Source organism: Tessaracoccus lapidicaptus, from assembly GCF_001693815.1.
In the GTDB taxonomy this organism is placed as follows: Bacteria; Actinomycetota; Actinomycetes; order Propionibacteriales; family Propionibacteriaceae; genus Arachnia; species Arachnia lapidicapta.
Genome location: NZ_MBQD01000004.1, coordinates 1 through 21,424 on the forward strand (window position 1 = coordinate 1; position 21,424 = coordinate 21,424).

General features: G+C 71.7%; 21 protein-coding genes and 1 pseudogene. 9 read left to right on the forward strand and 13 right to left on the reverse strand.

Annotated elements, in window-relative coordinates; genetic code table 11:
- The coding region (locus BCR15_RS14540) for a hypothetical protein (RefSeq protein WP_218058936.1) at positions 1-608 on the reverse strand (608 nt) is incomplete at its 3' end.
- 167 nt (positions 609-775) lie between these two features.
- On the opposite strand from BCR15_RS14540, the gene BCR15_RS01720 reads away from it, so the two are divergent.
- Positions 776-1,828: a hypothetical protein gene (locus BCR15_RS01720; protein WP_068749823.1), complete on the forward strand. Its 1,053-nt coding sequence runs from the start codon at positions 776-778 to the stop codon at positions 1,826-1,828.
- Positions 1,829-1,834: 6 nt separating this feature from the next.
- Here the strand turns inward: BCR15_RS01720 and BCR15_RS01725 are convergent, their stop codons facing one another.
- Complete coding sequence (locus BCR15_RS01725; protein WP_068749825.1) at positions 1,835-2,446, reverse strand: beta/alpha barrel domain-containing protein; 612 nt, start codon at positions 2,444-2,446, stop codon at positions 1,835-1,837.
- 44 nt (positions 2,447-2,490) lie between these two features.
- Here BCR15_RS01725 and BCR15_RS01730 point away from each other — a divergent pair, with 44 nt between their 5' ends.
- Entirely contained in the window at positions 2,491-3,855 is a 1,365-nt protein-coding gene (locus BCR15_RS01730) for an MFS transporter (RefSeq protein WP_068749827.1), read from the forward strand.
- Positions 3,856-3,900: 45 nt separating this feature from the next.
- Here the strand turns inward: BCR15_RS01730 and BCR15_RS15190 are convergent.
- Both BCR15_RS15190 and BCR15_RS01735 read right to left on the reverse strand, forming a co-directional pair.
- Positions 3,901-4,260: pseudogene (locus BCR15_RS15190) on the reverse strand (VanZ family protein); the annotation flags it as partial.
- Positions 4,257-5,348 (reverse strand): LCP family protein, encoded by a 1,092-nt coding sequence (locus BCR15_RS01735; RefSeq protein ID WP_176715167.1) that lies wholly within the window; start codon positions 5,346-5,348, stop codon positions 4,257-4,259. The gene BCR15_RS01735 and the pseudogene BCR15_RS15190, both read right to left, overlap by 4 nt.
- A 64-nt stretch (positions 5,349-5,412) precedes the next feature.
- Here BCR15_RS01735 and BCR15_RS01740 point away from each other — a divergent pair, with 64 nt between their 5' ends.
- A complete protein-coding gene (locus BCR15_RS01740; RefSeq protein ID WP_068749829.1) occupies positions 5,413-6,237 on the forward strand; it encodes a cytochrome b5 domain-containing protein in 825 nt (274 codons plus the stop codon).
- A gap of 21 nt (positions 6,238-6,258) precedes the next feature.
- Here BCR15_RS01740 and BCR15_RS01745 read toward each other — a convergent pair whose 3' ends face one another.
- The 6 genes from BCR15_RS01745 to BCR15_RS01770 all read right to left on the reverse strand — a co-directional run bounded on the left by BCR15_RS01745 (position 6,259) and on the right by BCR15_RS01770 (position 10,869).
- Positions 6,259-6,648, reverse strand: coding sequence for a DUF302 domain-containing protein (locus tag BCR15_RS01745; RefSeq protein ID WP_068749831.1), 390 nt, complete (start codon positions 6,646-6,648; stop codon positions 6,259-6,261).
- A gap of 75 nt (positions 6,649-6,723) precedes the next feature.
- Positions 6,724-7,104, reverse strand: a complete 381-nt coding sequence (gene trxA, locus BCR15_RS01750; protein WP_068749833.1) for a thioredoxin — start codon at positions 7,102-7,104, stop codon at positions 6,724-6,726.
- A gap of 26 nt (positions 7,105-7,130) precedes the next feature.
- Entirely contained in the window at positions 7,131-7,580 is a 450-nt protein-coding gene (locus BCR15_RS01755; RefSeq protein ID WP_068749835.1) for a hypothetical protein, read from the reverse strand.
- Between the two features lie 98 nt (positions 7,581-7,678).
- On the reverse strand, positions 7,679-7,960 hold the full coding sequence (locus BCR15_RS01760) for a hypothetical protein (protein ID WP_068749838.1): 282 nt from the start codon (positions 7,958-7,960) through the stop codon (positions 7,679-7,681).
- Between the two features lie 308 nt (positions 7,961-8,268).
- A complete protein-coding gene (locus tag BCR15_RS01765) occupies positions 8,269-9,546 on the reverse strand; it encodes a hypothetical protein (protein ID WP_141679988.1) in 1,278 nt (425 codons plus the stop codon).
- 81 nt (positions 9,547-9,627) lie between these two features.
- Positions 9,628-10,869 (reverse strand): MFS transporter, encoded by a 1,242-nt coding sequence (locus BCR15_RS01770; protein ID WP_068749842.1) that lies wholly within the window; start codon positions 10,867-10,869, stop codon positions 9,628-9,630.
- A gap of 424 nt (positions 10,870-11,293) precedes the next feature.
- On the opposite strand from BCR15_RS01770, the gene BCR15_RS01775 reads away from it, so the two are divergent.
- The 3 genes from BCR15_RS01775 to BCR15_RS01785 are packed head-to-tail and all read left to right on the forward strand — an operon-like array spanning position 11,294 to position 13,551.
- Positions 11,294-12,181: a serine/threonine-protein kinase gene (locus BCR15_RS01775; protein ID WP_068749844.1), complete on the forward strand. Its 888-nt coding sequence runs from the start codon at positions 11,294-11,296 to the stop codon at positions 12,179-12,181.
- A gap of 49 nt (positions 12,182-12,230) precedes the next feature.
- Positions 12,231-12,680 carry an HIT family protein gene (locus BCR15_RS01780; RefSeq protein ID WP_068749846.1) on the forward strand — a complete coding sequence of 150 codons (450 nt, stop codon included), beginning with the start codon at positions 12,231-12,233 and terminating at the stop codon, positions 12,678-12,680.
- Between the two features lie 10 nt (positions 12,681-12,690).
- Complete coding sequence (locus tag BCR15_RS01785; RefSeq protein WP_068749847.1) at positions 12,691-13,551, forward strand: exodeoxyribonuclease III; 861 nt, start codon at positions 12,691-12,693, stop codon at positions 13,549-13,551.
- Between the two features lie 13 nt (positions 13,552-13,564).
- Here BCR15_RS01785 and BCR15_RS01790 read toward each other — a convergent pair whose 3' ends face one another.
- The 3 genes from BCR15_RS01790 to BCR15_RS01800 all read right to left on the reverse strand — a co-directional run bounded on the left by BCR15_RS01790 (position 13,565) and on the right by BCR15_RS01800 (position 18,765).
- Positions 13,565-14,167, reverse strand: a complete 603-nt coding sequence (locus BCR15_RS01790) for a TetR family transcriptional regulator (protein ID WP_068749849.1) — start codon at positions 14,165-14,167, stop codon at positions 13,565-13,567.
- A 4-nt stretch (positions 14,168-14,171) separates the two neighbouring features.
- On the reverse strand, positions 14,172-16,850 hold the full coding sequence (locus BCR15_RS01795) for an MMPL family transporter (protein ID WP_068749851.1): 2,679 nt from the start codon (positions 16,848-16,850) through the stop codon (positions 14,172-14,174).
- A 97-nt stretch (positions 16,851-16,947) separates the two neighbouring features.
- Positions 16,948-18,765, reverse strand: coding sequence for a phosphoenolpyruvate carboxykinase (GTP) (locus BCR15_RS01800; protein WP_068749853.1), 1,818 nt, complete (start codon positions 18,763-18,765; stop codon positions 16,948-16,950).
- Positions 18,766-18,890: 125 nt separating this feature from the next.
- Between BCR15_RS01800 and BCR15_RS01805 the strand changes: the two genes are divergently transcribed.
- The 3 genes from BCR15_RS01805 (at position 18,891) to BCR15_RS01815 (ending at position 21,383) form a co-directional block, all read left to right on the forward strand.
- Positions 18,891-20,321 (forward strand): XRE family transcriptional regulator, encoded by a 1,431-nt coding sequence (locus BCR15_RS01805; protein ID WP_068749855.1) that lies wholly within the window; start codon positions 18,891-18,893, stop codon positions 20,319-20,321.
- A 79-nt stretch (positions 20,322-20,400) separates the two neighbouring features.
- Positions 20,401-20,811 carry a hypothetical protein gene (locus BCR15_RS01810; protein WP_068749858.1) on the forward strand — a complete coding sequence of 137 codons (411 nt, stop codon included), beginning with the start codon at positions 20,401-20,403 and terminating at the stop codon, positions 20,809-20,811.
- A gap of 80 nt (positions 20,812-20,891) precedes the next feature.
- Entirely contained in the window at positions 20,892-21,383 is a 492-nt protein-coding gene (locus BCR15_RS01815) for a DUF456 domain-containing protein (protein ID WP_068749860.1), read from the forward strand.
- The last annotated feature ends 41 nt before the right edge of the window (positions 21,384-21,424 follow it).

The following is a 21,424-nucleotide window of genomic DNA, read 5'->3' on the forward strand; positions in this document are numbered from 1 at the left end:
CCGGTGGTGATCGTGACGGTGGCGCCGTCGACGGTGGCGCCCCCACCCTCGACGGCAGCGGAGTCGCCGGTGAGCGTGACGGTCGTGGCGGACGCGGCCTCCCACGTGGGGTCGGCGGCGTCCGGGGTCGCGTTCGCGGCACGCGCCTCGTCGACGGGGAGCGCCGCGTTCCCCGTGGCGGGCGGGAGGGGCGCCGCCGTGGGGGGCCCGGGTGGGGCGGGGGGGGCGGTGGGGGTGCCGGCCGCCGCGACCGACGGGGAGGCGCTGGGGGTGGGGCTGGGCGATGCCACTGCGCTCGGCGAGGCGGAGGCCGTCGGACTCGGCGACGGGGACAGCGACGGCCTCGCATTGTTGCGCGACACAACACCGGTGTCCACGGCCGCATACTGGGGATCCGTCATCTCCCGCAGCTGAGCGCCGGGCGGGGCGATCACGGCGGCCGCGGCCAGCCCCACCACCGTCAGGAGCGCCAGCGGACCCGCGACCCGTCGGGACACCTGCGCGCGGGTCCGGGCCAGGGCGGCAGGGGCCGCACGTCGAGCGACGATGATCTCCGGGGAGTCCGCCCTCGACGCATCCGGCCGCTGGGCTCGCCGGGCTCTGCTCATCGATCCACCGCTTCCTGAATATCCTGAGAATCTCTAAGGCGTGTCTCAGAATACGTGATCGTCGCCCGGATGCAACCCCCTCAGTCACCCGCCTATGGCGGGCCGTTCTCAGGGTCCCCTCAGCCATCCGCTACGCTGCGCAGCACTGCATCCAACGAAGGACCCCCATGCCCCGCACCCTCGCGCGCGCCGCCGTCCTGGCGCTCATCGTCGTGCTGGCGCTTCTCCCCCTGCCCGCTCATGCCCGCAGCGCGCTGGACGTCGCCTTCGACGTCGCCGACGGCCGCGTCACGGTCACCGGCACCCTCACCGACGGCGAGGAACCCCTCAGGCGGCGCGTCGTCGTCGCCAGCCTCGACGGCGCGCGGCAGGCGGAGGCCGAGACCCAGGGCAACGGAGGGTTCACCCTGCGGTTCGATCTGCCCTCCGACCTCGCCGCCGGAACCCACGAGGTCGCCGTCGAGTTCGCGGGCGACGGCGACGTGCAGCCGGCTCGGGCGGTCGGAGCCATCACCGTCGGGGGGAAGGCGACGGGCCAGAAGCCACCGTCCTCCAGCCCGACCCCACCCCGCCGGACCGAATCGGTGACGCCCACGGCGAGCGCCCGTCCCGATCCGACGCCGCCCGCCCCGACGACCACGGTCCTCACCGCCACCGGCCCCGCCAAGTCGGTGAACTCCGGACTCCTCACCCTGACCGGGACGCTCACCGACCCGGCCGGCCGCGGGATCGTCGACGCCGGGATCAGCCTGACCGACGCCGGCGGCGAGGTGGACGACTCCTACACCCTCACCACGGCGGGCGGGGCCTTCACCACCTTCTACGCCGTGCCTGAGGCTCAGCCGTCCGGACGGATGACGCTCACGCTGACGTTCCCGGGCGCTGACGGGCTGAAGCCCTCCAGGACCACCCTGACGGTCGTCATCGAGCACACCGAGGTCGCCTCCCCGAACCCGAGCCCGAGCGAGTCGCCCTCGCCGAGCACGACCCCGTCGCCGTCGCCCACCGCGGACCGGGGCACACCCTCCCCCGGCGCCTCGACGCCCGCCACCACGGCCGTGCAGCCGCCGGCTCCGGCTGCTGTGACCTGGTTCCTGCTGGCCTCGGCCGTCGCGGGAGGCGGCGCACTGCTCACGGCCGCGGTGCTCGTCTTCCGGGGCGTCAACGCCCGCGGTGACGGCGACGAGGAGGGCTCCCTCAGCTTCCTCGACGAGGACTGATCGAGGTCAGCCCTGCGGCATCGCCTGCTCGACGGAGCGGAACGACCCGCACCGGTCTCTGAGCAGCGCGAGCGACCCGCCGGCCAGGGCATCGCCCAACAGGGCCTGGTCCACGCAGACCGCCGGCGAGCCCGCCTTGCTCCATTCGCCCGCGGCGTAGGCTCCGACGCCGCCCAACGGCACCACCCGATCCGCGAGCCCCAGCTCCGCGAGGCGGTGCGCCATGGCGTGCCCGACCACGTCGGCGGGATACAGCAGCGCGCCGGCGACGTGTGCATGATCGAGGACGGCCCTGATCTCGGTCGGCGTCATCGCCGGCAGGTAACACGCGAGCCCCGCGCGGGCGGCCGACTCGGCGAGCTCGCCCGAGGCGACGTCCGCCAGCACGAACCGCGCACCCGCGGCCGCCGCGCTCTCGACGCCAACGATGGTCGACACCCGCAGCGCGCCCAGCGTGGCGCGGGCTCCGAAGATGGCCACCGCGTCGGCGAACGCCTCCCCGGACGCTGGCAGCGCGAACCGCGAGAACCCCTCTTGGATCAGCACCTCGACGGCGCCGACGACGTCGTCGAGGGGGGCGTCGGGGAGGCAGACGATCAGGCCGCGGAGCTCAGACATGGTCGCCATTCTGCCGCAGTCCCCCGGCTGCCTACACTGCGGTCATGTCCGCACTCCTCACGCGCACCGAGCGCCTCGACCGGCTGCCCTACACGCGTCGGCACAACAAGCTGCTCATCGGCTCCGGCGTGGGGTGGGCGCTCGACGCCATGGACATCGGGCTCATCTCGTTCATCATGGCCGCGCTGGCCAAGGAGTGGAGCCTGAGCGGAGGCGAACTGTCGCTGCTGGGATCGGTGGGATTCGTCGGCATGGCGTTCGGGGCCTCGCTGGGCGGGCTGCTGGCGGACCGCATCGGCCGCCGGCAGGTGTTCGCGCTCACGCTGCTGATCTACGGGGTGGCCACCGGGCTCTCAGCACTGTCGACGGGGCTGGTGGCGCTGATCGCGTTCCGCTTCGTCGTCGGCCTGGGCCTCGGCGCCGAGCTCCCCGTCGCCTCGACGCTGGTCAGCGAGTTCGCGCCCCGCAAGATCCGCGGCCGCGTCGTGGTCGCGCTGGAGTCGTTCTGGGCCGTGGGCTGGCTGGCCGCCGCGACCATCGGCTTCTTCGTCGTCCCGCAGGACAACGGCTGGCGCTGGGCACTCGCGCTGGGCGCGATCCCGGCCGCCTACTCGCTGATCGTGCGCTTCGGGCTGCCCGAATCGGTCCGCTTCCTCGAGGCGAAGGGTCGCCACGCCGAGGCCGAGCGCGTGGTCCGCGATTTCGAGAGCGCCGCCGGGATCGCCAGCCCCACGCATGCCGCGGCCGAGAGCCCGGTCCTGCCGACAGTCACGAGCACCCGCCGCGACCTCTGGGGAGACCGCTTCCGCGTCCGCACCATCGCGTTGTGGCTGACGTGGTTCGGCATCAACTTCGCCTACTACGGGGCGTTCATCTGGCTGCCGACGCTGCTGTTCGAGGGCGGCATGACGCTGGTGAAGTCGTTCGAGTTCACCCTCTACATGACGCTGGCTCAGCTGCCGGGCTACGCGACGGCGGCGTTCCTCATCGAGAAGTGGGGACGACGGCCGACCCTGGTGACGTTCCTCGGCGGATCGGTCGTCGGCGCCGTCGCGTTCGGCCTGGCGCCCGGGCTGGCCGCCGCCGTCGCCCCCGGCGACGAGGGGACCGGCTTCGCCGTCACGCTTGCCGCCGGCTGCGTGCTGTCGTTCTTCAACCTCGGCGCATGGGGGGCGCTCTACGCCATCACCCCTGAGGTGTATCCGACGGCGATGCGCGCCACGGGAGCCGGCGCCGCGACCGCGTTCGGCCGCATCGCCGCGATGGCGGCGCCGCTAGTCGTGCCGTGGGTGGTCGCCGCCGCCGGTCGCCCGGTGTTGTTCGGGCTGTTCGGGGCCATGTTCACGGTCGCGATGATCGCCGCCTGGTTCCTGCCCGAGTACACCGACCGGGCGCTCGACGAGACGTGACCGCCACGCCACGGCGGCGTTGACGATCCCCCCGACGGCGGCACCCACCAGGGCCCCCAAGCTGTTGGTCGCGACGTCGTAGCCGTTGGCGTCGCGCGCGGTGAAGTACTGCACGCCCTCGATCGCCACCGACGCCGCGGCGCCGGCCAGGCCCCACACCCACCAGCGGACCGCCGGCAGCCAGAGGGCAGCGAGGAACGAGATCGGCGCGAGCATGACGGTGTTGAGGGCGCCGTCGACCTGGGCCGGCGTGAAATCGATCCCGAGGGCCCCCAGGTGCGTCCACACCGCGATGACCAGTCGGTTGACCGTCCAGCCGTCGGCCACGAACACCAGCCAGCCGACGGCCAGCGCCGGCGCCGCCGCGACCCCGAGGGCCCACCAGCGGACCGGCGGCCGGATCACTCCTCGGGTTCCACCTCTCCGAGCTCGCCGGAGGCCTCGTCGAGGTTGGCGGCGTGATACTCGTCCATCGTGTCGCCGGCCAGGGCCGCCGACAGCTCCGCGAGGCCCTCGGTGTCCACGACGTCGACCGACTGACCCTCGATGGTGCCGAAGCCCTTGATGGGGGCCTGCAGCATGCCGATGGATCCGGTGCCCTCCAGACGCATGGACAGCGCCAGGTCGGTGACGTACTGGTTGGTCATGGCGTCGTCGACGGTGACGGTGTCGGCCAGCTGGCCCACAACCTGCGTGAACGTGACGGGGTTGGCCAGCGTCTCGGGCGTCATGATCTTGCGGATGATGGCCTTGACGACGGTGCGCTGGCGGTAGGCGCGGTCGAGGTCGCCGTTGGGCAGCGGATAGCGCTCGCGGACGTAGGTGAGGGCGCGCTCACCGTCGAGTTGGATCAGCCCCTCCTCGAAGCGGACGCCCGGGTTCTGCTCGGTCTCCCACGGGTTGTACACCTCGATGCCCCCAACGGCGTCGGTGAGCTTGACGAAACCCTCGAAGTCGATGAGCACCGTGTGGTCCATGCGGACGCCGGTCAGCTGCTCGAGCGTGCGGACGGTGAGCTGCGGTCCCCCGTAGGCGTAGGCCCAGTTGAGCTTGCCCTTGCCGTGGCCCGGGATGTCGACCCACATGTCGCGGGGGAAGGACACCAGATACACGGCCTTCCGGTCGCCGGTGACGTGGGCGATCATCATCGAGTCGCTGCGCCCGTTCTCGATGTCGCTGCGCGAGTCGCTGCCCATGAGCACGAAGTTGACGGGCGCCTGCGCCTGCTCCTCCCCGGAGGCGGCCGGCTTGGGCGTGGCCGGCGCGGGCCGGCCCTCGTAGTCCTGGGGGGTGAGCTGCTGATCGCGAGAGACGGAGTCGAGCGCGGCGAGTCCCCGGCCGGCGTAATAGCCCGCGACGCCCAGCGCGATGGCCAGCACGCCGATGCAGACCATCAGCAGCACGAACAGCGGTCCGCGGCGCTTCTTCCGCCTCGGGGCGGTGGGGCGGTCATCGTCGAAGACGCCGAGGCCCTCGTCACTCGCATGGCTCATGGTCATATTGTCGCCCCTAGTCCGTCCAGGACCCAAGCTTGGCCGCCACGACTACGCTCAGCACATGGTGGACGCCGTGTTCGGACTCCCCCTGCACCCGCTGGTGGTGCATGCGGTGGTCGTACTCCTGCCCCTGGTCGCGCTCGGCGTGATCGCCCTGGTTCTCATGCCCCGGTGGCGCGCTCGGTTCGCGGTGCCGCTGCTCGGCCTCCTCGTCGTCGGCGCAGTCTCGGCGGTCGTGGCGATGCTGGCCGGCGACGCGCTGGCCGAGGTGGTCGGCGTCCCGGGGACGCATCGGACGTGGGGGGTGACACTGGCCTTCACCGCCGTCGGCTATCTCGCGGCGGCGGGAGCCTGGCTGTGGTGGGTGCGCGAGGCCGACGACGAGCCGTCCCGGGCCCGGGAGGTGCTCGGCTGGCTGGCCGCCGTCCTGTCGATGGCGGTGCTGGTGCTGACGGTGCTCGCGGGACATTCGGGGTCGGCCGCGGTGTGGTCCGGGGTCGCCGACGCGACGCCGTCGCCCGCCCCGACCATGTCCGGCGAGGCGTCCCCGAGCCCACCGTCAGCGACACCGTCGCCGTCTGTCGAGCGGACGGACAGCACAGCCACACCGTCGCGCTTCGGCAGCCCGCCCGCGACGACGACCACCGGCGACGGCCCCATCACGATGGCGACGGTCGAGGCCAACGCGACGGCGGACTCCTGCTGGGCCGCGATCGACGGGTTCGTCTACGACCTCACGGACTGGATCGCCCGGCACCCGGGCGGTCCGGACAGGATCCTGGCGCTGTGCGGGACCGACGCAACGGCGGCCTTCACCGCGCAGCACGACGGCGACGCTCCGCCGACCGCCCAGCTGGAACTGCTCCGGCTGGGGCCGCTGGCCTAGGCGCGGCCCCGCCGGCCAGCGTCAGCTCGCGACGATGTCGAGGGCGTTCTTCAGCGCCTGCCGCACTTCCTGCGCGAGCGGCTCCATCTTCGGGTTGTCGGTGACCTCGACCATCCTCTCCGGGTCGATGGCCTCGACGACGGTGACGCCGGCGCTGTGCCGGACCACCACGTTGCAGGGCAGCAGCAGACCCAGCGACGGCTCGACACCGAGTCCGCGGTGGGCGAAGCGGGGGTTGCAGGCGCCGAGGATGACCTGCTCGTCGATGTCGACGTCGATCTTGTTCTTCAGCGTCTGCTTGAGGTTGATCTCGGTGAGGACGCCGAATCCGTTCTCGGCCAGCGCCTCCTTGGTGCGGGCGAGGGTCTCGTCGAACGGGCGGTCCAGGTCGATGCGCAGTGCGTAGTTCATGAATCGAACCTCCTTGTAGAAACGATGATGCCCGCCCGGCCACGAGAGTGGGGCCGGGCGGGCGGATCGGGGGCGTCAGGCCTGCTGGGCCTCCGCGGCCTGGGCCTCGGCGAGCTGCCGGCGGACGTCCTCCATGTCGAGCGCCTCGACGGCCTCGATGACCTCCTCGAGCGCCTTCGGCGGCAGGGCGCCGGACTGGCGGAAGACGAGGATGCCGTCACGGAAGGCCATCAGCGTGGGGATGGCGGAGATCTGCGCGGCGGCTGCGAGGCCCTGCTCCGACTCGGTGTCGACCTTGCCGAAGCGGACGTCGGGATGGTTCTCGGCCGCCTTCTCGAAGACGGGCGCGAAGGCCTTGCAGGGCATGCACCAGTCGGCCCACCAGTCGACGAAGGTGATGCCCTCGGTCTCGACGGTGGTCTCGAAGTTCTCGGCGGTCAGTTCCAGCGTGGGCATGTGGTTCCTTTCGGGTGGCTACTGGGTCAGCAGGAGGCGTGGTCGGTGATGCGCTTGGCCGCGGCCATGCCGTAGCAGGCCAGGAGCGCCACCAGCGCAAACCCGGTGACCGGAGCTTGCGCCAGCATGTACGGCGCCACGACGACGGCCGCCAGCGGGATGATCCCGCAGGAGCCGCCGGTCATGTGCGTGCGGGGAGACACCCCGGCGGGCGGGACGTACGTGGCCAACGCGACCGCGCCGACGAGCGACGCGAGGGCGAGGACCACGACCTCGACGCTACCCGACGCGGGTCGGGCCGCGCTGAGAGCGAGGTACAACGCCACCGCCGCGAGCACGGCCGTGACCGTGTGCCTCGTCGACCAGACCGCCCGCCAGTAGGCGGGACCGCTGGCCACGACCCGCACGTCGCCCAGCACGCTGGTCTGCACCTCAGGTGCGGCGGTACCGGCGGCGTCGGGTCCTGCTGTGTTCATGTGCACCAGTATGCCATACCCCTAGGGGTATGCAAGTCGCTCCGGGACATGGGCTGGGGCGGCCCCGTCGTCGGGACCGCCCCTGGTCGTTGGCCTGCTCAGTCGTGCATGCCGTAGTCGCGGGCGTTGCAGCCGGTGAGCCCGAAGGGACCCTCCTGCTCGTTGGCGCCGCCCGTCGCGCCGTACATGCGCTTCACGTAGCCGAACGTCTGGACCGTCCCGGGCTCGAAGGGATGGTCCTCCAGCCCCGAGTACGCGCACTCGGAGTTCGCCTTGACTTCCATCAGCTCGCCCGTGCCCTTGATCTCCCCTGCGAACGCCGATCCGGCGCCCACCGTCAACGCCGCGGCCGCGCACAGCCCGATCAACGTCGACCTCATTCTGATCACCATGGCCCCATACCCCCTGTGATGACACCCGAGCGACCTGCTGCGGGCCTCCCCGACGCTAACTTTCGGCCAACCTGGGGGCCAGCGCCGGCGTCGAGTCTCAGCGGGTCGCTACTTCCACGCTTGTCAGAGCAGTGGTGACTCTGGACAAATGTCTCGCGTCGATACCTACTGGGGGTAGTAGACCTTGCGGCCCGTCATGCGCCTCCCGACCCAGGGCCCCGCGGCCAGCGGGGTCGGGTGGCGGATGTGGTGGCGTAGTCGCTGCGAGATCCGCCACTCGAGGCCCGCGCGACGAGTCAGGCCCCAGAGTGGCCGAGCAGGAAGTAGCGGTCATGGCGCAGCGAGCGCGGCGCGAACCCGCTCTTCGCCAGCACGTAGGCCACGGCGTCGTTCTCGAAGGCCGCCGTCGCCATGCGCGCGTAGCGCTTCTCGACGGCGCGCGCGACGACCCGCTCCCCCAGCGAGCTGGATCTCAGCCGCCGCGCCGCCACCGCCCGCGCGGCGCCACGCGACGGCGCGGCCACCGGCGTGCGGACCGCAGCGAGGTCCAGGGCGTGCCAGACGCCGCCGGTGGTGAACTCGGAGGCCTTGAGACATGGCGAGTAGCCCAGTGTTGCGGCGTCGCCCCAGATGGCGCCGAGCTCCTGCGCCCCGTAGGCGGGCTCGAACCCGATCCCGAAGCGGTACGACACGACGAACACGGGCGCCTCGGCGGCGGCGATGAGTGGCGCGAGGTGCCCGTTGCTGATCCCGCCGTGCGTGGAGAGCGCGTGGTTCTCGATGAGGAGGTAGTCGAGCAGCGGGGCGATGTCCTCCAACCCGTAGCCGAAGAAGATCTCCGGGGTGTGCCGGAGCGGGTCGTAGAGGTTCACGCCGAAGCTCTTCCCGCTCGAGCGGCAGATCGCGGACGCCTCCGCCAGGAGGGACGCGACGCTGCGCCGCCGGAAGTCGAGGTAGTCGGCGATCGCCTGTGGCCCCGCCTTGGCGGCGGCGGGCAGCGGGTAACCGTACCGGGCCTGGAACTCAGCGCGGCAGAACCTGCAGGAGCACCCGAAGAACGAGATGAAGTCGCGCCGCACGAGCAGCGGCGGGATACCGAAGACGATGTTGTCGACGAACACGCCGTCGACGTCCTCCCGGGACGCGGCGCGGACCCGGTCCAGGACGATGCGGCGGGCCTCCGGATTGTTCGGGCAGGTCAGCGAGCGGCCGCGGCTGTAGGGCAGGAGCCGGCCGTCGCCGTCGCGGCAGAAGATGTCTCGGCCGGCGAACTCGTCGGTGACGACGTTGAGCCCCTGAACGTAGGCATGGGTCCGGACGCCCTGGTCACGGAACCCCGGCAGGCGGTCGCGGAGGAACCGGCGGTCGGGCTCCTCGGTTGCGTCGGAGAACCCCCACGAGTAGGTCACCCACATGTCCGTGACTCCGAGCCGCTCGCGGGCGGCGGCCAGCGACGACGGTTCGTAGAGGCGCAGGAAGCTGTCCTCGTCGATCCGGGGCGCGCGGTACTTGGCCCGGAGCAGCCGGATGGTCCCAGGCCCGCCCCAGGCGTACAGACCCACTGGTCGGCTCATGGTCTCCTTGGGACGCCGTCGTTCGAACGGCCAGGCTAACAGCGGCCCGGCCGTGGCGCCGGGTGCGCGCGCCGGGCCGGGTCAGCGCCCCCGCGCCCACACGAGGACGGGGATGAGGCCCAGGGCCAGCAGCCCGCCGGCCAGGGAGAGGAACGCGAAGTCGGTGGCAGCCATCACGACGCCGGACATGGCGCCGCCGCCCGCGCCGGCCAGCGCGATGAGCACGTCGATGCTGCCTTGGACGCGGGCACGGTTGGCGGGAACCGTGGCGTCGATCACCAGCGCCGTGCCCGCGATGAGGCCGAAGTTCCAGCCGACGCCCAGCAGGACCAGCGCGAGGATGAGGAGACCCAGCGAGTCCCCCGGCGCCACCGCCGCGACACCTCCCGCCGCGAGCAGCGTCACCCCGGCGGCCACCGCCATCACGGTGCGGCCGAAGCGGTCGACGAGTATGCCGGTCACGGGTGACGGCAGGAACATTGCCGCCACGTGCAGGCTGATGACGAGTCCGACGGCGCCCAGGTGGTGGTCGTGTGCGCGCATGTGCACGGGCGTCATCGTCATGATCGCCACCATCGCGATCTGGGTGAGGAGCATGACGGTGGCGCCGACGTAGGCCCCCACGCCGACCGGGGCGAGTGCGGCGGGCCGCGCCCCCTCCGCCGGTTCGGCGGCGGCGTCCAGCGCCCGGGCGAGCAGGTAGGGGTCGGGGCGGAGCAGCAGGGACAGGACGGTGCCGGCACCGAGATAGGCGACGGCGGCCAGCAGGAACGGCCCGGCGAGCGCAGGAATGCCGATCGACTCGGCGAGCCGCCCGAGCGGCTGGACAAGGTTCGGCCCGGCGACGGCGCCCAGGGTCGTGGAGACCATCGCGACGCTCACGGCCGCCCCTCGCCGGGCCGGGAGCGCGAGGTCGGCACCCGCGTAGCGGGCCTGGAGGTTGGTGGCCGTGCCGGCGCCGTAGACGAACAGCGACGCGAACAGCAGCGGTGCGCTGCCGAGGACCGCCGCGACGATGACGCCGATCGCCCCGACGCCGCCGGCCGCGAAGCCGAGGCCCAGCCCGACGCGCCGGCCCCAGCGGTGCGTCGTGCGGCCCACGAGGAACGCGGTGAGGGCCGATCCGAGCGTGAACAGCGCGGTCGGCAGGCCGGCGAGGCCCTCGGAGCCCAGCATCTGCTGGGCCAGCAGCGCGCCGACGGTGACCCCCGCCGCGAGCCCGGCCCCGCCGAGGACCTGGCTCGCGACGACGACGGCGAGGGTGCGGCGCTGGATGCGGTCACGCTCGGCTGCGTCGGGCAGCACGGTCAGGGTTGAGGGCATGGCGGGGCTCCGTCGGGGTCGGGAATCGACGACCGAGCATACCCCCTGGGGGATCAGGGCACGGACGACCCCAGCAGTGAGGCCGCCCATTCGGCCCGGCTCGTGAGGGGGCGCGTGCAGCGCCAGCGCCCCGCCCGCTCGGCCCCCACCGTGGAGGAAGTCCACGAAACCCACGCCGCGCTCGGCGTCGTCGTAGCCGCCCGCGACGGCACCACGCGCTGACGTCACCGACACTGGACGGGGAGTGGCAGCCCGTCCCGGGCTTCTCCCTGCCTCCGCACACCAAGCATGGAGCGGTGCTCCCGCTGCGCGACGGCGAGTGGGAGCGCGTGGATCTCCACAGGCATGAGTTAAGCTCAGGGGGATCGCGTCTTTCCGCGGGAGACGCTCGGAGGAGCATTTGCAACGATTACGGCCTGGGCTCGTGCTCGCGGACCGGTACCGGCTCATCGGACACGTCGCATCCGGCGGGATGGGTCAGGTCTGGGAGGCCTTCGACGACGTGCTCGAGCGCCGCGTGGCCCTGAAGATCATGCATCCGCACAGCCAGGACGAGATCACCCTGGCAGAACGGTTCCGTGACGAGGCCCGGTTCGCCGCCCAACTCGCCCACCCCAACATCGTCACGGTGTTCGACTATCTCGACGTCGACGGTCTGGCCTGCCTGGTCATGGAATATGTCGACGGCCCGACACTGGGTGGCGTGCTCGCGCGCGGCCCCCTCTCTGCCGACGAGACGCGGGCCATCCTGTCAGCCCTCGCCTCCGGGCTCGCAGTGGCCCACGAGGCCGGCATCATCCACCGCGACATCAAGCCGGCCAACGTCCTGGTCTCCGACAGCGGGGCCAAGCTGACCGACTTCGGGATCGCCCGGTCGATCGACGGCGGCACCCACACCATGACGGGCCAGGTGCTCGGCACCGCGCACTACCTCAGCCCCGAGCAGGCGCTGGGACAGAAGGTGGGGCCGGAGTCCGACATCTACGGCCTCGGCGTTCTGGCCCACGAGATGCTGACCGGCGACAGGCCGTTCGACCGCGGAACGCCCATCGCCACCGCGCTGGCGCACGTCCGCGACGCTCCGCCCCCGCTGCCGGAGGGAACGCCCGAGGACCTGGAGGCGATCATCACCGCCTGCCTCGCGAAAGAGCCGGCGGACCGCCCGACGGCGGCGGTCGTCGCCCGGCTGCTCGAGGAGCCCGTGGTCATCCCCCACGACCTCGACCTCGCGGCGGACCCCGGCGACGGGCCCGATCCCGACGCGACGGCCCCGCTGATGGCGGTCCCCCGTCGCGCGATGGTCGAGGACTGACGCGACACGGGCTGCCCCTGTGCGGGCCGCCGGGTTCGATAATGGGTCGGTGAGCAGGCAGCCCGACTCCCAGGATCTGGTGTGTGGGATCGTCGCGGGCGCCGTGACCGCCGACGTGGTCTACCGCGACGAGGAGGTCGTGGCGTTCCTCGACCACAGGCCCGTGTTCAAGGGCCACGTGCTGGTCTGCCCCGTGACCCACGTCGACTCCCTGACGGAACTGCCGGCTGACCTGATCCTCCCGCTCTTCGCCGTCGTACAGCGGGTCGCGGTCGCCGTCGTGGACGCGCTCGGGGCCCAGGGCTCATTCACCGCCATCAACACGGTGGTCAGCCAGTCGGTGCCCCACCTGCACGTCCACGTCGTGCCCCGCACCAAGGGCGACGGCCTGCGCGGGTTCTTCTGGCCCCGCACCCGGTATGCGCCCGGCGAGCAGTCCGCCTACGCGGCCCGGCTGCGAGCGGCGCTCTCGGCTCCCCCGGTGCCACAGGACGGGTAGCCTCTCCGGCGTGAGGATCGCCACCTGGAACGTCAACTCCGCGAAGCAGCGGTTGCCGCGGCTGCTGCCCTGGCTCGAGGAGCGGCGCCCCGACGTCGTCTGCCTCCAGGAGACCAAGCTGAGCGACGCCGCCTTCTTCGACCTGTTCATGGGTCCCCTCACCCAGCTGGGCTACGAGGTCGCGCACCACGGGCAGGGAGGGTTCAACGGGGTGGCGCTGCTGTCGCGGGTGGGGCTAGTCGACGTCGAGCACAACTTCCCCGGCCAACCCGATTATCTCGGCGCGACGGAGTCGCGCGCCATCAGCGCGACCTGCGCTGGTGTGCGCATCCACAGTCTCTACGTCCCCAACGGCCGCGACGTGGCCTCGGACCACTACGCCTACAAGCTCGAGTGGCTCGATGCGCTCGCGGAGGCCGTCGCGGCAGGCCCGGCCGACGTGGCGCTGTGCGGAGACATGAATGTGGCGCCGGCAGACGCCGACGTCTTCGATCCCGCCGCCTACGTGGGCCACACCCACGTCACCGGTCCGGAGCGGGCGCGGATCGCGGCGTTCGGACTGGTCGACGTGGTTCGCGCGCGCTGGCCGGAGCCGGAGCGCGTGTTCTCGTACTGGGACTACCGCGCGGGCATGTTCCACCAGGACCTCGGCATGCGCATCGACCTGGTGCTGGCGTCGCAGCCGGTGGCGGACCGCGTCGCGGCGGCGTGGGTGGACCGCGCCGCCCGCAAGGGCAAGCTGCCGAGCGACCACGCCCCGGTCATCGTGGACCTGGACGAGGCACCCGACGGCGACATCGGGCCGGTCGTGCCTCCGCCGTCGAACCCCCGGCGCGGAGCGCGAACCCGACTGCCACAGTCGCGGGACTGACCCTCATCGGGCGTCATGGGTGCGACTGCGCATCCCGTCGGAGCCCGGTCGCGAGCCGGGAGATGCCGCGCCGCACGGCGGCCCGGATCGTGAGGGCCTCCGATCGGTCACCGGCTCCGAGGAGGCTGGCGCTGACGAGCCCGAATAGCGCGCCGACGGCGAGCCGGACCGTCTCGCGATCGTCGTCGGCGGCCTGCGGGAGGCATTCCAGAACGCGGTCGCCGACAGCAACCCACAGCTGCCACTGGGCTTCGCGGACGAAGGGCACGAGCTGGGGATGACCGACCGCCAGCCTCGCCACCTCGGTCAGCGAGTGGAAAGAACCCACCCTGATCTGGTGCTCGACGAGGTCGCTGACCAGCTTGAGGGGGTCACCTGCCGCGGGCGGTCGCCACTCGCGCAGGGCGGCCTCGACGCGATGCACGACGACCGCGGCGACGGCCGCCTCCTTGCAGGAGTAGTAGTTCGAGAACGTCCGCCGCGACACCTCGACCTCCGCCACGACGTCGTCCACCGTCACCGCGCCGAACCCGCGCTCGCGTACCTGGCTGAAGGTGGTCGCGGCGAGTCGCTGCGCGACCGCGGCGCGTTTCGCGTCCCGTAGTCCTGGGGCCATGGAGTCAGTGTCCCACCCCGGCCACGACGGGCGCCTCCTCACGCGGAGCGGTCTCCGGCGCCACGTCGGCCACCTGGAGGCGCGTGCCCTCGACGTCAACCTCGGGAAGGATCCGGTCGAGCCATCTTGGCAGCCACCAGGCGTGGTCCCCCGCCAAGTGCAGCACCGCCGGGATAAGCGCCATGCGGATGACGAAGGCGTCGATGAGGATGCCCACTGCCAGCGCGAAGCCGAACTGCCGGATCATGGAGTCCTCGCTGAGGACGAATCCGCCGAAGACGGAGACCATGATGATGGCCGCCGCGACGACGACGCGGCTCGCGTGATGGAAGCCGTCGACCACTGCCTGCCGCGCGGTCTCGCCGTGCACGTAGGCCTCGCGGATCGAGGTGCCCAGGAAGACCTGGTAGTCCATCGCGAGCCCGTAGAGGATGCCGGTGGCCATGATCGGCAGGAAGCTCAGCACCGGGCCGGCGCGATCCACCCCGACCAGCCAGGTGAAGCTGGGATTGCCGAAGGCCGTGACGACGAGTCCCATGGTGGCGCCGATGGACAGGAGGAAGCCGGCGGTGGCGGCCAGCGGAACCACGACGGAGCGGAACACCACGAACAGGATGACGAGCGACAGGGCGGCCACCAAGGAGAGGTAAACGGGAATGGCCTCTGCCAGCGACTCGGACAGGTCGATGTTGATGGCCGTAAGCCCCGTGACGCCGATCCGATCAACACCGTTGAGCTCCGCGGCACGCACCGTCGTGACCAGCTCGGCCGTGCTCTCATCGGTGGGTCCGGCGTCCGGGACGACGGTGTAGAGCACGAGGGAGCGGTCCTCGGAGGTCCCCATCAGCTGCACATTTGCTGCGGTCTCGTGCGTGGCGAGCTCGGACTGCCATGCCTCGAGCCGGTCCTGGTCCACCGCGCCCGCGTCTGACGGAGTCAGCGCGACGATGAGCGGGGCGTTCGCGCCCTCACCCAGGGCGTGGGTCACCGAGTCGTAGGCGACGCGCTGACCCGAGTCGGGGGCAGCGACCGCCCCCGAGGGCATCCCGAGCTGCATCTGGGCGGCGGGCAGCGCCACGGCACCCAGCGCGAAAACGATGAGCACGATCGTGAGGATCGGTCGCGCGGTGACGCCCTCGACCCAGCGGGTGGCCAGCCGTCCGAAGCGCGAGTGCGCGTGGCCCCGATGGGCCCGCACGGGTTGAGTGCCTCCGCGTCGCCCACGACCGAGCAGCCCCAGCATGGCAGGGAGCGCCGTCAGGGACAGGGCGATGGCCAGGATGACGGTGACGGCGGCCGTGACCGCCATCGTCGAGACGAATCCCATGCCGAGGGTGAGCAGCCCGAGGAGCGCGATGACCACCGTCAGCCCGGCGAACAGGACCGCCCCGCCGGCGGTGGCGACGGCGCGGGACGTGGCCTCAACGGCGTCGAGACCGAGGCGCGCCCGGAGCGACCGCTGCTTGTGGATGATGAAGAGGGCGTAGTCGATCCCCACAGCCAGGCCCAGCATCAGCCCGAGCGCCGGCGTCGACGTGGTCATCTCGAAGTTCGCGGAGAGCGCGTAGGCGCCGCCCACCCCGATGAACACGCCGACGAGGGCGAGCAGGATGGGCAGGCCGGCCAGCGCGAGGGACCCGAGGGTCAGGAGCAGCACGACGGCGGCGATGGCGAGTCCGATGGCCTCACTCCCGCCGATCGGCGGCTCCATCGGCTGCAGGGCGCTGCTTGCGGCCACCGCGAGGCCCTCCGCCGCGACCTCTCCGTCGACCGCGGCGAGCAGGTCGTCGAGGCTGCCCTCGGGGAGATCGGAGATCTGCTCGGTGAGCTGGATGGAGGCGATGGCGACGGTGCCGTCGTCGGACACGACGACCGTCCGGCGCACCCCGTCGGAGGTCTCCAGTGTGGTTCCGCGCGGCGAGGTGCCCTGGAGGAGTCCGTCCAGGCGGCCGAGGGCCTCGTCGGTGGCCTTCGCGATGGAGTGATCGGCGGTCGCGGCCGGGTCGGTCATGCCCGGCTCGGGTGCCGGGAACCCGTCGACCGGGACGCCGAGCGTCTGGAGCTGCGACCGCAGCTGCCCGACCTCGGCGAAGAAGGCGCCGGACTGGGCGATGAGCTGCTCGTCAGGGGCGGCGAGGAGGGCGCGTGCCGTCGCCGTGGCCTCCGTCAACCGCGCGCCGAGCGCCGCCATGGATTCCTGGTGCGCGGGCGATGCGGACGGCACCCCGCCGGGGGCAGCGTCCGCCAGGGCGGTGATCAGCGCCGCGAGCTGGGCCCGTACCTCGTCGGCCACCTTGCCCTCAACGGTCGTGCGGACGGTGGTCTCCACCTCCGCGCGCTGCTCCTCCAACCGGGCGTCCCGGTCCAAGACGAAGCCGGTTCCGACAGCGGCGTCGAGCGCCCCGGCGATCGCGTCTGCCCTGTCCGGGGTATCCACCCGCCCGCCGTCGTCGGCATAGAAGACGAGGGTGCCCTGCGTGCCGCCGGCCTCGGGGAGCGCCGCGGTGACCTCGTCCAGCACGAGTTGCGCGGGGGCGTCGTCGAGCGTGAGACGTGAGGAGATCGACGGGGTCTGCGTCAGCAGCAGCCCGACCACCGCGGCGATGACGAGCACCCAGGCCACCAGGAACGCCAATGGCCGGGTGGCCGCCGTCCTGCCGAGGCGGTAGAGGATGGAGGACATGCGGCTGGCCCTTCGGTGGATGACGGAGACGTCCCCACGGTAGACGCAATGTTGCCCATTAGGCAACTTTGCCTAATGGGCAACACATCTCGTGGTGTCAGAGCCGGGCGCGGAACTCCGCGTGCTGCCGCATGACGGCCGCGGGGACCTTGGCACCCATCCGGGCCAGGAACACGTCCGTGTCGTCGGCCTCGGCGCTCAGCGCCTCGGGCTCGATCGCGAACAACGCGTCCCAGTCCTCGCGGCTCACCCCCGCCGCCGCGTAGTCGATGGCGCCGTCGACCGGCACGAGGCCGAACGGCGAGTCGACGGCGTCGGCACGACCCTCAATGCGCTCGGTCATCCACGCGAGGGCTCGGGAGTTCTCCGAGAAGCCGGGCCAGAGGAAGCGGCCGTCCTCGCCGCGGCGGAACCAGTTCACCTGGAAGATCAACGGTGCCTGACCCGAGCGCCCGAGCCGCTCGCCCACCGTGAGCCAGTGCTGCCAGTGGTCCGCCATGTGGGTCCCGGAGAACGGCAGCATCGCGAAGGGGTCGCGGCGCAGCTCGCCCAGGGTGCCCTCGGCGGCGGCGGTGCGCTCGGAGGCGAGCGTCGCGCCGATGTAGACGCCGTGCTCCCAGCTCCTGGCCTGCGCAACGAGGGGGACGTTGGTGGCTCGCCGGCCGCCGAAGATGACGGCGTCGATCGGGACACCCGCAGGGTCGTCCCACGTGTCGGCGATGGACGGGCAGAGGTCCGCGGAGACCGTGAAACGCGAGTTGGGGTGGGCTGCGGGGGCCTCCGAGTCCGGGGTCCAGTCGCGCCCCAGCCAGTCGACGAGGTGCGACGGGGTCTCCTCGGTGAGGCCCTCCCACCACACGTCGCCGTCGTCGGTCAGCGCGACGTTCGTGAAGATGGTGTCGCTCTGGACCGTGGCGATGGCGGTGGGGTTGGTGGAGTGGCCGGTGCCAGGTGCGACGCCGAAGAATCCCGCCTCCGGGTTGATGGCCCGCAGGCGGCCGTCAGGGCCGGGGGCCATCCAGGCGATGTCGTCGCCGATGGTCTCGACCGTCCAGCCGGGCATGGACGGCTTCAGCATCGCGAAGTTCGTCTTGCCGCAGGCGCTGGGGAACCCGGCGGCGACGTGGAAGGCGCGGCCGCTGGGGTTGGTCACCTTGAGCAGCAGCATGTGGGCTGCCAGCCAGCCCTCTTGCTCGCCGATCTTGGAGGCGATCCGCAGCGCGAAGGCCTTCTTGGCCAGGATGGCGTTGCCGCCGTACGCCGAGCCGTAGGACCAGATCTCGCGCGTCTCGGGGTAGTGGACGATGTACTTCGTCTCGTTGCACGGCCAGGCGACGTCGGCGTCCCCCGGCTGCAGCGGAGCCCCCACCGAGTGGACGGCGGGCACCCACTCGGTGCGCGGGCCGATCTGCGCCAGGGCGTCTGCCCCCATCCGTGTCATCGTGCCGGTGCTGAGCACGACGTACGGCGAGTCGGTGACCTGGACGCCGAGGCGGGCGAGCGGGCTGCCGACAGGGCCCATGGAGAAGGGCATGACGTACATCGTGCGACCGCGCATGGCGCCCCGGAACAGGCCGGTCAGCGTCACGCGCATCTCCGCGGGAGCCGCCCAGTTGTTGGTGGGACCGGCGTCGTCCTCCCGCTCGGAGCAGATGAAGGTGCGCGACTCGACGCGGGCCACGTCGCTCGGGTTCGAGCGGGCCAGGTAGCTGTTGGGGCGCTTCTCCGGGTTGAGCCGGATGAGCGTGCCGGCGGCCACGGCCTCGTCGAGCAGGCGCTGTCGCTCGGCGGCGGAGCCGTCGCACCACACGATCCGGTCGGGCTGTGTGAGTTCGGCGATCGAGTCCACCCAATCGACGACTCGGGAGTCGGCGTTGTCGGGGGCGTGGCGGGTGAGAGTGGCGGTGGCGGTCATGCGAATCTCCCTGTGGTGCGCTGCGGTGCGGATAACCTCGTGGTTTCACCATAGGCAGCGGACCCCGCGGTCTGGATAGTCGAATTGCTGTGAAGTTTGGCTATTCTTCTCATAGAGTGAAGTCCATGGCAGATCTCTCGACGCTGGGGCGCCGCATCAGACATTTCCGCACCAAGGCCGGCCTGACGCTGGAAGAAGTGGGAGAGATCACAGGGACCGCCCCCAGTCAGCTGTCCATGATCGAGAACGGACACCGCGAGCCCCGCCTGTCCCTCCTGGAGTCGCTGGCGACGGCGCTGGCGGTCTCGACGTCGGACCTGCTCGACGGGGAACCGCCGTCGCCGCGCGCAGCCCTGGAGATCGAGCTGGAGCGGGCGCAAGCATCCCCGGCCTATCGCGAGCTCGGCCTGCCGATCCTTCGGCCCACCCGCGCCATGTCCGACACCATGCTCAAGACCCTCGTGGGCCTCCATCGCGAGCTCGACCGGCGGGCGCGGATGTCGATCGCGACCCCCGAGGAGGCGCGGCGCGCCAACACGCAGCACCGGGCGGACATGCGCGAGCGGAACAACCACCTGCCCGAGATCGAGGCGATCGCCGAGCAGGCCACCAAGGCCGTGCGCCACACCACCGGGGCTCTGACACACCGCGCCGTGGCGCAGATCGCCCAACAGGTGGGGCTCACCATCGTGCACACCGACGACCTGCCGCACTCGGCGCGCGCCGTCGTCGACCGGGAGCATGGCCGGATCTACATTCCGCCCGCCTCCATCCCCGGCGGCCACGGGCTCCGGTCCCTCGCCCTGCAGGCCGTGGCCAACAGGATGCTCGGCCACCGGGAGCCCGTCGACTATGCCGACTTCCTGCGGCAGCGCCTTGAGGCCAGCTACTTCGCCGCCGCGTGTCTGATGCCCCGTGCGGCATCGGTCGAGTTCCTGGAGCGAGCGAAGCGGAACCGCAACATCGCGATCGAGGACTTCCGCGACACCTTCGGCGTCACGCACGAAGGCGCCGCGCTGCGGTTCACCAATCTCGCCACGCAGTATCTGGGCATCACGCTGCACTACCTGCGCGTCGACGGCGACGGCAGCGTGGTCGGCGCCTACGAGAACGACGGGCTGCCCCTGCCCCAGGACGCGACCGGATCCACCGAGGGCGAGGTGGTCTGCCGGCACTGGAGCGCCCGGCAGGCGTTCGCCCGGACCACGCGCACCAGCGAGCACTACCAGTACACCGACACCCCCGTCGGCACGTTCTTCGAGTCCACACAGACCGGCATCGGCACGAACTCGGAGTTCTCCATCACGCTCGGGGTCCCGTACGCCGAGTCCAAGTGGTTCCGGGGGCGTGAGACCCAGCGGCGCGAGCTGTCGACCTGCCCGGACGCGCGGTGCTGCCGCAGGCCCGACGACGGGCTGACCGAGCGCTGGAAGGGTCAGGGGTGGGCGTCGCCGAGGGTGCGCACACACCTGTTCGCGCCCCTGCCCCAAGGCACCTACCCAGGCGTCGACGACCGCGAGCTCTACGAGTTCCTGGAGGCCCACGCGCACGACTGAGACCCGCCTGTACGCTCGTCGTTTCCGCACCCCGGGAGCGCCCCGCGAGCGTACGATCGTGGTGAGGTGAGGAGGGGCCATGGCCCTCATGACAACGTCCTCGCGACCGCGCACCACGATGCGCAGAGTCGCCGCTCTCCTGAGTCTGGTGGTCAGCGCCACCTACCTGGTGGTGTTCCTGCAGCTGTTGCGGACCTTCGGCGAGCTGCCCGACGATCCCACTCCCGCGTTCGAGTTCCTGGCGGGCGTCTATCTGGTGGGGGCCATCGTGACGCTCGTCTTCGACAACCGTGGGCTCCAGTGGTTGGGCGCCGCCGTCCAGGTGGCGCTCCTTGCGGGCTATGTGGGGATCACGGTGCTCAAGGAGCAGGAGTTCGCCCGACGGTTCCTGGTGCAGGGCGTGCTGATCTCGGTCGCCCAGGTCGCGTTGCTGGCCGTGTTGGTCGCCCTGGCGCTGGGACGCGGCATGGAAGACGCCGGCTCGGCCTGAGTCGCGTCGCTCGACCTCCGGGCGCCGGCCCCGACCGACGGCACGGCCCTCGGACCCTCGCGCGCCGTAGGGTGGGGCGCGTGACTGTCGAAGTTGTCGCCGCGATCGCGGCTGTGGTCCTGGCCCTCGTCGGCCTCGTTGGCATCGTCTTTCCCGTGCTGCCTGGCAGCATCCTCGTCGGCGGCGGAGCGCTGGTGTGGGCCATCTGGGGCACGTCCGGCTGGGGCTGGGTCGCGTTCGGGGTGGCCGTCGTCCTGCTGCTCATCGGCGGGCTCAGCAGTTGGGCGCTCACCGGGCGCTCCCTGCAGCAGCGACAGATCCCCAAGTGGCCGATCGCCGTCGGCCTCCTACTCGGTATCGTCGGAATGATCCTGCTGCCCGGGTTCGGCCTGCCGATCGGCTTTGTCGTCGGACTGCTCGTAGCCGAGTGGTACCGGGTGCGCGACCTGCGCCAGGCGGCGGTCACCAGCTGGGAGACGGTCAAGGCCCTCGGGCTGGGCATCCTCATCGAACTCGGCTGCGCGATGCTGGCGACGGCGGTGCTCGCGGTGAGCGTCGCGACGGCCTGGTGACGCCGCCGCTGCTCCCGATTCCGCCTGCGTCGCCCGCAGGC